The organism is Pseudanabaena sp. FACHB-1998 (assembly GCF_014696355.1).
In the GTDB taxonomy this organism is placed as follows: Bacteria; Cyanobacteriota; Cyanobacteriia; order Pseudanabaenales; family Pseudanabaenaceae; genus Pseudanabaena.
The window spans coordinates 243979-257146 of sequence record NZ_JACJQA010000028.1 but is presented as its reverse complement, the minus strand read 5'-3'; the positions used below and the strand labels follow the sequence as shown (position 1 = coordinate 257146).

Annotated in this window: 10 protein-coding genes and 1 tRNA gene; 2 read left to right on the top strand and 9 right to left on the bottom strand. The window is 43.4% G+C overall.

The annotated features are described in order from the left end of the window. Positions 1-239 precede the first annotated feature (239 nt). The 6 genes from H6F42_RS12615 to H6F42_RS12590 all read right to left on the bottom strand — a co-directional run bounded on the left by H6F42_RS12615 (position 240) and on the right by H6F42_RS12590 (position 5489). Positions 240-312: transfer RNA gene (locus H6F42_RS12615), tRNA-Phe, on the bottom strand. Between the two features lie 174 nt (positions 313-486). Beyond that, positions 487-1005, bottom strand: coding sequence for a YdcF family protein (locus H6F42_RS12610; protein ID WP_242018422.1), 519 nt, complete (start codon positions 1003-1005; stop codon positions 487-489). 221 nt (positions 1006-1226) lie between these two features. Then, positions 1227-1823 carry a recombination mediator RecR gene (gene recR, locus H6F42_RS12605; RefSeq protein ID WP_190399712.1) on the bottom strand — a complete coding sequence of 199 codons (597 nt, stop codon included), beginning with the start codon at positions 1821-1823 and terminating at the stop codon, positions 1227-1229. A 283-nt stretch (positions 1824-2106) separates the two neighbouring features. Next, positions 2107-2694, bottom strand: coding sequence for a DUF4157 domain-containing protein (locus tag H6F42_RS12600; protein WP_190399711.1), 588 nt, complete (start codon positions 2692-2694; stop codon positions 2107-2109). A gap of 110 nt (positions 2695-2804) precedes the next feature. Beyond that, positions 2805-3542, bottom strand: coding sequence for a Stp1/IreP family PP2C-type Ser/Thr phosphatase (locus H6F42_RS12595; RefSeq protein WP_190399710.1), 738 nt, complete (start codon positions 3540-3542; stop codon positions 2805-2807). Between the two features lie 255 nt (positions 3543-3797). Then, on the bottom strand, positions 3798-5489 hold the full coding sequence (locus tag H6F42_RS12590) for an AarF/UbiB family protein (RefSeq protein ID WP_190399709.1): 1692 nt from the start codon (positions 5487-5489) through the stop codon (positions 3798-3800). A gap of 182 nt (positions 5490-5671) precedes the next feature. Between H6F42_RS12590 and H6F42_RS12585 the strand changes: the two genes are divergently transcribed. Both H6F42_RS12585 and H6F42_RS12580 read left to right on the top strand, forming a co-directional pair. Continuing rightward, complete coding sequence (locus tag H6F42_RS12585; protein ID WP_190399708.1) at positions 5672-6508, top strand: Rpn family recombination-promoting nuclease/putative transposase; 837 nt, start codon at positions 5672-5674, stop codon at positions 6506-6508. Positions 6509-6746: 238 nt separating this feature from the next. Next, positions 6747-7370 carry a Uma2 family endonuclease gene (locus H6F42_RS12580; protein WP_190399707.1) on the top strand — a complete coding sequence of 208 codons (624 nt, stop codon included), beginning with the start codon at positions 6747-6749 and terminating at the stop codon, positions 7368-7370. A gap of 92 nt (positions 7371-7462) precedes the next feature. Here the strand turns inward: H6F42_RS12580 and H6F42_RS12575 are convergent, their stop codons facing one another. Genes H6F42_RS12575 through H6F42_RS12565 form a run of 3 tightly spaced genes read right to left on the bottom strand, consistent with a single transcriptional unit; the run spans position 7463 to position 12818 of the window. Beyond that, entirely contained in the window at positions 7463-8194 is a 732-nt protein-coding gene (locus H6F42_RS12575) for a peptidylprolyl isomerase (RefSeq protein ID WP_190399706.1), read from the bottom strand. 30 nt (positions 8195-8224) lie between these two features. Beyond that, positions 8225-9811, bottom strand: a complete 1587-nt coding sequence (locus H6F42_RS12570) for an HlyD family efflux transporter periplasmic adaptor subunit (protein ID WP_190399705.1) — start codon at positions 9809-9811, stop codon at positions 8225-8227. 55 nt (positions 9812-9866) lie between these two features. Next, a complete protein-coding gene (locus H6F42_RS12565; RefSeq protein ID WP_190399704.1) occupies positions 9867-12818 on the bottom strand; it encodes a peptidase domain-containing ABC transporter in 2952 nt (983 codons plus the stop codon). Positions 12819-13168 lie beyond the last annotated feature (350 nt).

The window sequence follows — 13168 nt, the reverse complement described above, 5'->3', positions numbered from 1 at the left end:
TCATGACTTAGCTTTTGGGATCTTATACCAATTACAGTGATTGGCGATCAAACCAAGCCCAAAAATATAGCAATGTAAGTATTGCTATATTTTTGCCATTCTTGTTACTTCCTTCCCACCCAAGGATTAGCGTTGCGGCGCTTCGCGCCGCAACGCTAATCCTTGGGTTTTAATGCAAGTGACCGAGGCTATGTGACATAACAAAAAAGAGTTCGCTTAGCGAACTCTTTTTAAAATGATGCCAGGAACGAGATTTGAACTCGTGACACGTGGATTTTCAGTCCACTGCTCTACCAACTGAGCTATCCCGGCTCGGCGCTTTTTTTAGCGCTTTATTAAGATAACACCGATGGTCATTTTCGATCAACAAAATTTGAAATTTTTTTGAAAATATAGCAATGCAAGTTTTTGTCCTAACATTCTTGACTTAATCAAAAAATAATCGCGGCGCAAAGCGCCGCGATTATTTTTTGATTAAGTCTTTGATTATGAACCTGTAACTAGCCAGAAAACCGATCGCAAGCCATCACGTAAAGACTTAGCAGGATTTTCCGATTGAATTTTTGATGGAATCGTCACAGGATGCATCTCAATGCCACGACTGCCCAAAACGATTTTGCCAATGACAAGGGCGCGAGGCATATGGAAATCAGAAGTCAGCACATAGACATCCGTAATTTTGCGGCTCTGCAACTCCTTCACCATCACGGTGAAGTTGGTGACTGTATCGACAGCCCGATAGTCTAAAATAACGCGACTGCGATTTATTCCTGCACTATCAAATACATATTGGGCATATTCCTCGGGACTTCCCGAAGACACAAAGATGGGGAGACTGGGGTGTTGTAAAGCAAATTGAGCAGCAAATTTCTCGCGGGAGGGCGCGCCTCCTAAGACAAGGATCGCCTGTGGCTCTTTAGGTGGTGGACTGCTGATGATTGGAGGAACGCAAGGCAACCCAAATATCATGCATCCAGAACCAATTAACCCTGATAAAGCTGTCATAGGACTCCTTCTAGTTAATGGATCAAGCATCATCATTTTGGCGCTGCGAATCAGCAAAATATTATCTGCATGATGGGACAATATGCAACAAGATTTTGTTAAGGGACTGCCCCATTCGGAGCAATCTCTCCCAGTAATTATCGAGTTTTGCAAAAATGTTGCGAAGCAACATTTTTGCAAAACTTCTTAACTTAGTTTTGAGCGTAAAGCACTGTAACTAGCTAAAAATCTAATTCGCGTCGGCCCTCGATCGCTTTAGCGAGTGTTACCTCATCTGCATATTCTAAATCACCACCCATCGGAATACCAAAGGCAATCCGCGTAACTTTTGTAAAAGGCTTTAATAATCCCCCCACATATAAGGTGGTGGTTTCACCTTCTACGCTTGGGGCGATCGCCATAATTACTTCTTTGACTTTGTTTCCACTAACGCGACGTACTAAGCCTTGGATATTTAACTGATCGGGGCTGATGCCATCCATGGGGGAAATTAACCCACCGAGAACATGATATTTGCCACGATACTCGCGCGTTTTTTCTAGAGCGATCAGATCGCGAGAGTCCGCCACTACGCATATAGTCGAATTATCACGACTGGGATGGGCGCAAATTTCACAAATTGGTTCGGCGGAAAGATGTCCGCATATTGTGCAACTACCAACCTGTTGTTTAGCTTGCAATAATGCATGGGCAAGGGCTTCAATCTCTTCGGTGGGGCGCTTAATGATGTGAAGTGATAAGCGCTGAGCCGTTTTTGCCCCCACTCCGGGGAGTCGTTGCAGTTGTTCGATGAGATTAGCTAAGGGGCGAGTATACAAAACAGCATGGGCATGAAATAACTTAATAATTTTACACGCTATAGCTTAGAACCCCAAAGAGAGTTGCGGCGCTTTGCGCCACAACTCTCTTTTACCGTAATTTCCGATTAAACAAACCCAAGAGATTTTTTAAAAGCGTTGCCTTGCAACGCTTTTAAAAAATCTCTTGGGTTTGTTTGCAAAGCGTTGTAATCCCAAAATATAAAATGGCATAGCCATTTTATAAGACTAAAAGAGATGGCGCACGCTGCGCGTGCGCCATCTCTTTTAGTCTAGATACTTATTAAGAGAGGCTGTTAGTAATAAACCTATTTTGGAGATCGTAAGCTTCACGCTCCATCACGTTGTTTTCATACTTTTGACTGGAGCGTTTATACTCCACAAAGTATTGATAACCAAACTGATCTAAACCGCCATTTTGTTCACACTGACGCACATGCACCATTTCATGGGCTAATACGGCTAACTGTTTGACATCATCAGGTTTGTATTGATCGCGAAGATAGACGCGATCGCAATAGGTTTGTGCGATCGATTCCACTTTGCCAAAATGCACGGCAATATTACCAAGTACCCAACGATCCATCATTTGGGCATTGTAAATAACGGTTACGCGATCAATATAGTCAATGAAATAGCGCCGCAAATAACGCTTTTGAACATTATTTAAAGGCACGCCTTCGGGATTTTTAGAGCGCATAGTCTTAGAAGCGGCTTGATAGGCGATCGAGCCAGCTTGTCCCCAAGCTTCTTCCACTAAGCTAGACTTTGCCTCAGAGTTCCCCAAAAAATTACTATCAGAAATACTAACGGTTGCGACTAGGGCAAGAGTCAATAAAATTAAAAAGCCTATTCTGCGAATGCTGTTCATAGGACTTCACACAGTTTAATTAGTACAGAAATATTTTTAAAAGCGGTGCTTTGCGACGCTTTTAAAAATATTTCTGAGTTTGAAGAAAGCGCAAAGCGCGGTAATCCACTTTAAGACTGAGGATTTAATTCGTTAGACACAATTACTACCGTAATGTTGTCGCGTCCTCCCCGCAATTTTGCGGATTCAATCAAAGCTTGGGCGGCTTGCTGACAATTCCGAATACTCTTGAGTTGATGAGCAATGCGATCGTCACTGAGTTCCTCGGTTAAGCCGTCACTACAGATCAAAAAGCGATCGCCAGGTTGCCATTCGATTTCTTTAGCACTTGTCGCTTTGAGATCTTCGCGCCCTAAACATTGCAAAAGCATATGTCGCCAAGGATGGCTTTTGGCATCATCGGCATTCACCACACCTGTTTGAATAGCCCTTGCGATCCATGTGTGGTCATCGCTAATTTGTTCTAGCTTAGCTCCGCGCAAACGATATAAGCGAGAGTCGCCAATGTGACAAAACCAAGGCTGTTCGTCGCGAAATACCAATACAACAACCGTTGTTCCCATGTCTGATCGCACAGGATTAGACATTTGATCGTTAATAATGGCTTGATTAGCTTTGTCGATCGCATCTTGCATCAACTTCGGCACATCAGTCTCAACATCCCAAAGAGACTCTAGACAAGCGCGAATTGAATCGACAGCAATTTGACTTGCCACCTCACCTCCTGCGTGTCCTCCCATTCCATCCGCAACTACAAAAAATCGTCCCTCAGGATCGATATGGTAAGAATCTTGATTGGCTGATCTGACACAGCCAGTATCGGTAGCTCCCGCAAATAGACGCTTCATGTTAGGTGGTTTGGCTCGACGTATTGAATTGACCAGTTCTGCTACAGCAATCTATAGTTTAACCTTCAGAGACTAAAACTATAACAATATCCATAAACTATCACCAAACTTCAATTTAAGTAGGAAGGCTTAACTAAATGTAGGATGCATCAGTAGCCCATCAATTTGGTAGAGATGATGGGGTAGGTGATCGCGAACCCATCCTACAATGTCCCCATAGAGTTGTGGCGCTTCGCGCCACAACTCTATTAGGGTTTATCGTTCAGGACGATCTATTCGTGATAATAATCGCAATAAAACTAATACAAAAATTATGGCGGTAATCGCCGCCATAACTGCGGGGATTTGCCAGCCATTAATTAATAGCATTGTGGCGCAAATGAGGCAGGTTGCACCCAAAAGGGCATAAATTGCCCCGATACCGACGTTACTGAGCCTGCGTAATAGGCGATCGGTTTCTTGGGATTTAATCCTGACGCGAATGTCCCCACGATCGAGCTTAGCAAGAGTGTCATCAATGCGGCGGGGTAAAGCGATCGCCGTATTACTAACCTGAGCCGCTTGTCTGCCTAGCTCACCCAGAAAAGCAGTGGATAAACTGCCTGACTCTTTAGTACTGCCATTTTCCATAAGATTAGTTGCGTAGGGTTTTGCGACTTCCATAAAATTAAAATTAGGATCTAGTCCTTTGCCTAAACCTTCCAGCGTCGAAAGCGCTCTCATCACAAAGGTAAAGGTGGCGGGAAACCGAAATGGTTGGTCATAAGCAATATCGTATAAATCATCACTAATAGATGCTACGGATTGCTTATCCATTGGTTGACCCATGAAGTTATCGAGCATATATTGCACCGATCGTCTGATGGGACCCGTATCGCCTTTGACCTCTAAAGCACCTAGCTCGATCAGGGAGTTCACCACGGCCTCTGCATCTTTTTTGGCAATACCAAAGAAGGTGCGAAGCAATTTATCACGGGTGATGGATTGGATCTGCCCCATCATCCCGAAATCATAAAAAATTAATTCACCCTTACCTGTTACCGCCAAATTTCCGGGGTGAGGATCGGCATGGAAAAAGCCATGATTTAGTAACTGTTCGAGATATGCCTCTGCTCCGATACGCGCAATAATTTTGCGATCGATCCCTGCGGCTTCAAGGGCTTCATAGTTACTGACCTTAATCCCCGGCATATATTCCAAAGTCAGTACTCGGCGCGAAGCATAGCGCCAATAGACTCGCGGAACCATAATGCGGCGATCGCCCCGAAAGTTTCGCCGAAAGGTGTCCGCATTCTTACCTTCTTTTAAATAATCCGCTTCTTCATACAGAATTTTGCTGCATTCTTCATAAATGCCAACCCAGTCACGTCCCCTGCCATATTTAGGATGATTTTGAAAATACTGAGCAATTTTTTTGAGAATCCCCAAATCGATCGCAAATAGTTTTAATAATCCCGGACGTTGTACTTTGACGACGATTTCTTCCCCCGTATGCAGTTGGGCTTTATGGACTTGCCCCAGACTTGCCGCCGCGAGGGGAATGGGATCAAAGTAGCCAAACATTTGATCAATGGGTTTGCCTAAATCTGCCTCAACAATTTGTTTAGCCTTTTCGGCAGTGAAGGCGGGAACTTTGTCCTGTAATTTGGATAGCTCCTCAACGGACTCCGTTGGCAAAATATCGGCGCGGGTGGAAAGCAACTGCCCAACTTTAATAAATGTGGGGCCCAGTTGAAGCATGGATTCACGCAGCCAGATCGCTCGTCTTCTAGTGCGTTTTTTAACCTTAGCTTCAGTTTTGCCGCCGATATAGCTCCATTTTTTACCATCTAACCAGATCATCCACGAAAAGGTCAAAACGGTGCGCCAGATATCGAGGGTACGGGCGAATTCAGAGTAGTTGTCACGACTCCAGCGATAATTGGGTTCAGAAGATAAAGCTGACACGGTTCACTAACGATGGAAGGACGATTTAGAAAATTTGTAACAAACCTTTACATCTTAGCGTGAATGTTTATAAGTAGCTATCTAAAACCTGTGGCGCACGCTGCGCGTATACCATATAGTTTTTTAGGTAGCTACTTAACTCAAAATTTGTGCAGATTCTTTGAAAAAGCTAAAATCGGTCAATGTTTGACAATATTTGCAAATTTCTTGCCGAAACTTACTCTACTGATATTGCCTCTTGGTTATTGGGTGAACCCATTTTATTAACTCAAGTCCAGCCGCAAGAGCTAGCAGTTGAGCCGATTCGAGCCGATAGTTTGATTTTGCTAGAAGCCGAGGGTTTATTACTGCATTTAGAATTTCAAACTAAAGCGGATCTGCAAATTCCCTTCAGAATGTTGGACTATTGGGTACGCGGTAAGAGGCGATTTCCCAATAAGAAAATACGTCAGGTTGTGATTTACTTGAAAGAGACAAACTCAGATTTGGTTTTTCAGGACAAATTTGAGGATGGCAAAACTTATCATGAATTTGAAGTAATCAGACTATGGGAACAAGAATCAACTAAATTCTTAAAATATTCAGGTATGCTCCCCTTTGCTATACTTGTAAACGAGAGTAACAAGGAGCGCTTGCTGCAAGATATTGCTCAAAAAATTGACGAAATCCCTGATCTCAATACTCGCAAAACCATAGGAGCTGCAACCTATGTATTGGCTGGTCTGGTTTTAGACAAAAATATTGTTAAGCAAATTTTAAGGAGAGATCTCATGCGTGAATCAGTAACATATCAAGAGATTTTGCAAGAAGGTCGGCAAGAAGGTCGTAAAGAAGGTCGTAAAGAAGGATTAGTTACGATTGTTCGGAGGTTGCTGACTCATAAGTTTGGGACTGTACCACCAAAGCTGCATACTCGAATTATGAGACTACATATCCCTCGCTTAGAGAGTCTTGCTGAAGCGCTTTTGGATTTTCAGACTCTTGAGGATTTAGAGGTTTGGTTTACCAAGAAAAAATGATTTCACCATACTAAGTTTCCGCAATAATCGGCAACATCAGCGTTGCATCTATAATATTGCAAAGCAAGAGTTAGCCAGTACAAACCAAAACCCAAAAAGCGAGTTGCGGCGCGAAGCGCCGCAACTCGCTTTTTGGGTTTTATGTCCTAAGCAAAACTTACATTGCTATATCTATATAAAGTAGCCCCTACCCCTAAAATTTGGTAAGCTGAAAGGACTAATTGGGGATAGGTGAGCTATGACCCTGACGATCGCACCAGTACAGAATCAACCTGTAAGCCTAGATGAGTTTATCGCGCTTTATGGTGGAAATAATCGCTATGAATTGATTGATGGAGAGGTGTTCGATTTGGAACCAACGGGGCAGCATGAGGAAGTTGCGGCTTTGATCACAGCAAAAATCTGTGTTCAGATTGAGCAGTTAGGCTTGCCTTGGTTTGTATTGCAAAGGGGCTTGTTTCGTCCCTCTAGTGCAAGTATGACGGCTTTTCGTCCTGATGTAATAGTTGTAGATCGAACGGAAGTTGCGAAAGAATCGCTCTGGCAAGAACAATCGATCATCACAATGGGTAGCTCAATCAAGTTTGTCGCAGAAGTTGTGAGTAGTAATTGGCAAAATGATTATGCACGTAAAGTTGAGGATTACGCGGCTTTAGGTATTCCTGAATATTGGATTGCTGATTATTTAGGTTTAGGCGGAATTCGACATATTGGTAAGCCTAAACAACCTACTCTTTCAATCGGCGCGTTGGTAGATGGAGAGTATGAAATTAATTTGTTTCGCGGTAATGAGGCGATCGCTTCACCAACATTTCCAAATTTGAAATTAACTGCTAAGGAAATTCTGAATACTGGGATGTGAAACTATGATTTATACCAATTCACAAAAGTGTTGTCCACTTTCGTGAATTAATGGGGACGGAAGAATACTTGATAAGGCTCTCACTGGCTCATCTACATCATAATCTTGATAGAAGTAACCTGTTGAGATACAGATTCTTCTAACCACTTAGTAAAGCTCTCATCGATTAAACGTTGTTGTACGGATTCATCTAGCTTGACTGGTAATAACTTTTCGAGTCTGACTAAAACGACCCAATCCCCAATAACTGTCGGAGTCTGGACTTGACCCGCATCGCTAACCAGCAGAATTTTGGCAAGGTTAGCATTAATTGAACCAAATTCCACTGGGCCAATTAATCCTCCTGTTTGAGCTTCGGGACCTTGGGAATATTCTCTGGCTAGTTCATCAAAGGATTGCTCACCTTCCTTAATTCGGAAATATAATTCTTGAGCAACACAAAAGTCTTTAGTACAGATCAGCGAATAAACTACTCGATCTAGTTGAGGTTTCCGTTCTAAAAAGATGGAATTAACCTTTGCTCCCCAAATCGCTTGTTTGTATTTTGAGAGCTTTAATGCTCTTTCTGATCTTTTTTCTAAGTCCGAAAAACTCATGCCTTGTCGCTTCAGCCATTCTTGTAACTTCTCTTCCGAGTCAATACCTAACTGTTGAACAGCTTGTTGGATGGCAATCTGTCGTTCTTCTGAAGTTAAAGAGATATCAGCAGTAATGCGATCAATTGTGATCTCTTTGATTAGCTGAGGCATCATGCCCGAGCTAATCATTTTCTCAACTAGTTGTTCTGGCTGAAATTTATCTCCATTAATTTCTAGGGTTTGCATAGGGTTAATTTGAGTATAGGAAGTAGCGTATTAACGGACATATTTGAGGCTTTCGGTATTTTTAAAGAAGAAGTCAGTAAAGAGACTGATCACCGTGCGATCGCGAATCTTGATATTAGCAGTTAAGGACATTCCTGACTGTAGGCGAATATCACGACCATTAATCTTAAGGGTCTGCCGATCAATCTGTACCTTCGCAGGAAAGCGATAGGTCGGATTTGCCTGATCGGGGGGCAAGGCATCAGAACCAATCCAAATTAGCTTCCCTTTAACATCGCCAAATTCACTAAAGGGAAAAGAATCCAACCGCACATCCACGGGCATATTCTCTTTTACAAAGCCGATATCTTGGTTGGTGATAAATATCTTGGCGACTAATTGATCATCAGGCACGATTTTGAGAACATTTTCGCTGTTATTGGTGTTGGCAACATAGCCCAGCCCCGCCTTGAGTTCAAACACAGTTCCTGATACGGGAGCGCGGAGTTCTTGATATTGCAGAGCCACTTCCGCTTGGCTGATTTGTCCTTCGATTTCGGCAAGGCGCTTATTGTTATCCACTAGAGCTTTGGTAAATTGGCTATCAATTTCCGCAATCCGTTTAGTGTTATCACCGATTTGGACAGTTAGCTCTTTGCGAGTGGAGTCAAAGGTGTTTGTAAGTCGCGATCGCCCCTCGGATATCGCGGCTTTTAAGCGCATTTCCTCTTGTTCGAGTTGACGAATTTCTGATTCTGTATTCAGAACATCTTCCTGCTGCTTGAGGTATTGAATTTTGGAAATCCCCCCTGCATCCGCTACACCTTTAATATCATTGAGAATCTTTCGGTTAATTGCTAACGATTCTTGCCGACCGATTCGTTTAGTTTGGGTTTGATTGAGTTGTTCGATGGTTTGGGCGATATTTGCTTCGGCAGCTTGCGATCGCGAACTTAACTCCGCTTGGTTAGCTCTGAGGCGATCCTGTTGATCGCCAGATAAACTAGCATTGCCGCCATTGACTTGGATGCGATAAAGTTGTGCTTCTGAAATCAATGCTTCGCGATTACGGGCTAGGGCTAAGACATCGGCGGGAATTTCCGCTAAGGTCGCGGAGCCGATAGGGGCGCGATCGCCATTAAGCAGAGACCGATAAAACTGATTTTCTTCTTGAAGCTTTTGGCGTAGTTTTTTCAAGGAGTCGAGTTGAGCTTTGGCGGCTGTAGCATCAATTCTCAGTAAAACTTGACCCGCTTCTACTCTTTCCCCATCCTTGACCAAGATTTCTTTCAATACCCCATTAGCAGGAGCTTTTACTTCCTTAACGGCTCCCTGTGGTTCTAATTTCCCTTGGGCAGGAACTGATTCTTCAATCTTGGCGACGGCTGCCCAAATTAAGCCAAAGGTAACCGAACCAATCAAAGTCCATAGAATCGCCTGTGTCCATTTGGGGGATTGGCGCAAAACGAGGGGCTGATCGAAGGTTTGTACAGCGATCGCCGCAGGATTTTTTTCCACTAAAGAACTACTATTTGCACTTTGAGCAACTAGAGCATCGGTCTTGATGGATATTTGGCTAGATTCTTGCCCTGATTGATGATCTTGCTGATCGTATTTGCCGTTATTACTATTGTTCATTGCCCTTCACCTGATCTAAGATTTGCAATTTTCACTAACAAAAAATCATGATTAATCATGATTCACCCGCCGCTTCCTGCTGACGATAGAGCGTATAGTAGCGCTCTTGCTTCGCCATTAATTCTGTATGGGTTCCTTGCTCCGCAACCCTACCACTATCCATTACGACGATAATGTCTGCACTATGGATCGTCGCTAAACGGTGCGTAATGAAAAATACAGTGCGCCCACGAAACTCCTCAGCTAAATTGAGACAGACCTGACGCTCTGTATTGTAATCTAACGCGCTTGTAGCTTCGTCTAAAATTAATAACTGAGGCTTTTGCAACACTGTACGGGCGATCGCAATGCGCTGACGTTGACCACCCGATAGCGCCGCACCCCGTTCGCCCACCCGTGACTCATAGCCGTTAGGCAACTGCATAATAAAATCATGGGCGCAAGCAATTCTAGCGGCATCAATAATTTCTTCAGGTGTGGCATCGGGATTAGTCAGGGCAATATTTTCTTGGACAGTGCCATCAAACAGCAATGTATCTTGAAGAACTACGCCAATCTGACGACGAAGCGAATAAAGTTCCACTTTACTCACATCGTAATCATCAACCAGAATTCTGCCTGACTCAGGCTCATATAGTCTCGATAGCAGCTTAGTAAGTGTACTTTTACCAGCACCGCTAGCTCCCACTACTCCCACAAATTTCCCCGCAGGAATTTCTAAACTGACATTATTTAATTGGAGATTGCCGTTAGGCACAAAGCGGAAGTTCACATTTTCGTAACGTACTGCGCCAATGATTGCTGGCATTGGAATATTCCGACGACCTGCTTCTTCCTGCTCTTGGGGATAGTTGATAATGTCGCTGAGGCGCTCAAGGGAGAGGGCGGTCTCTTGGAAGTTTTGCCAAAGCTGAATCAATCGTAATAATGGGGTTGTGGTATAGCCTGCGATAATCCGAAAGGCGATTAATTGTCCGAGCGATAGATTATTACTCAGTACAAGATATGCCCCGACCCACAGAAGCAATAAGTTAGAGAATTGATTGAGAAATTGACTAGTGGAACCTGCGGTAGTTGAGGTTACCACGGTTTTAAAACCTTCGGAAACATAACGGGCATAGCGTCTCTGCCATTCCCATCGAGATTTTAATTCGATACTTTGAGCCTTAACCGTTTGAATCCCTGAAATTACTTCCACTAAATAAGATTGAGTAGAAGCATTGCGCTCAGCCTTGGTTCGCAACTGTCCGCGAATGATCGGAGCGACAATAAACGTCAGGAGCGCAAAAAGAGGCACTGTGCCTAACGCCACAAGAGTCAATAGCCAGCTATAGCAAATCATCACGATGATATAAATCACCGAGAAGACGGCATCTAAGACTACGGTTAACGCTGTGCCTGTGAGGAATTGGCGAATATTTTCGAGTTCACCGATACGGCTGGATAATTCACCAACCGATCGCTTTTCAAAGTAACGCAGAGGCAACCGCACGAGATGATCGATGGTTTCGGAGCCGAGGGTTAAGTCGATGCGATTGGTGGTATTGACAAAAAGGTAAGTGCGTAGAGCGCTGATGATTGCTTCAAAAACCGAAATTGTGACTAAGAGAATGCCGAGGGTATTGAGGGTAGCGGGGGCATTCTGAATAATCACCTTATCAATAATTACCTGTGTAATTAAGGGATTGGCTAGTCCTAGTAGCTGCACAAAGAAGGAAGCGACTAAAACGGTGATTAAGGTTTTTTGATAACGCTTGAGGGATGGTAAAAACCAAGATAAGCCAAATTTCTGTTGGGGGGTATCCTTGGTGGGCTGAATTAATAGAACCTGACCCGATGCGCCCCAGAGTTCTGCAAATTGCGAAGTTTTTTTGGTGACAATTCCCTGTTCAGGAATTCCTAGTACCAATTCCCGATCGCTAGCTTTGTACAGCACCGCAAAGGTATCTTGCCAAGGTATTAATGCTGGTGTTGGCACTTGAGCAATGGAAGTCGCAGGAATGGTTAATAACTGTCCATTTAAGCCCATTAATTCCGCGATCGCGCCGCATAGCTGTAATGACAACTTTGGCGATCGGTTAAATTGAGCATCGATCGCCCGTTTAACCACATGGCGGTAAAAGGGGATCTGCCAGTAGCGAGCCAACATTTGGAAGCAAGCCAGAGAAGCATCGACGGGCCCGCGACCATAGAAATGAGGATAGTCTGTGCCTTTACGATCTTGGCGATCGCCCACGGTGGGCAATTCGGGCGCATAGGGAATATCTAGAGCCGTTAGTACGGGTTGTTCTTCTACAACTTCAGCCTTGACCGCAAAAGTATCCCTTATTCCAATTAACCTGACATAACTTTCCTGCGGAACTTCCAGCACGTCATTTTCGCCAATGGCACTAATACGGCTACCGACGGGAGCAGGGAAATTATCACCACCACTAACTAACCACAGAAAATCGCGATCGAGCTTACTTAGAGGCATTTTTCCAGCTTCTAGAGTCATTACGACTGCTTCCCCTAAAGCTTCCCTTGCCATATTGGCAAAATTCGAGGGAGCTTGCGCCCTGCGCTCCATTTCTATAGCTAATAGGTCAAATACTTCGATCGCTTGCGCCTTGCTGGTGAATGCTGCTTTAAATACGGGATCGCGATCGCAAAATCTTAAAAAATCTGATGCTTCTAAAGCTAAGCAAGTACTCTCGACCGAGGCAATTACGGTTTCACAGGGGATATGACGCATTAGACTCAGCCAACCAACTACTGAGCCTGATTTAAGAATATCTACGGTTACAGGTGATGCTGATTTTGGTATTTGCCCAAGCAGTCTCGCTTGTCCTTCCATTAAAAATAAGACCTGCGCGGGCATTGTTTCCCGTCGCAAAATCACCTGCCCCATTCGATAGCGTAAGGGCTGGAGTCGTTCATTTAACTCTTTCAAAGTAACTCGATCTATATCTTGTAACTCTGGTATGCGATTCAGAAATTCCTGAATAGGATCAGTTTTTGCAGTCATGAAACGGTTAACTAAACGACTATATATCTAAAAAACCATATTACCAGTAGCTAAGCATAAAAATGATTGCTCATGGGAACTAAATATTAATGTATGTCAGGGATTATGGCAAACCAACTAAGTCGATGCAATTTAAAGCGTGTACAGCAAGTGTTTTAATTGCATTACCTTCATTAATATTACAGTTTTTATTGTTCAGTATTAGAAGATAAGTGATTTTCTTCAAAGAGAAAAATTAATGAGTATTTAAACATAAAAATCGAATCAATATATGATAAGAAATTGTATTTTTACAAGTACTTTCTAATCTAAAGCTTGACAATTAAATTGCATAAAATAATTGTAAAAAA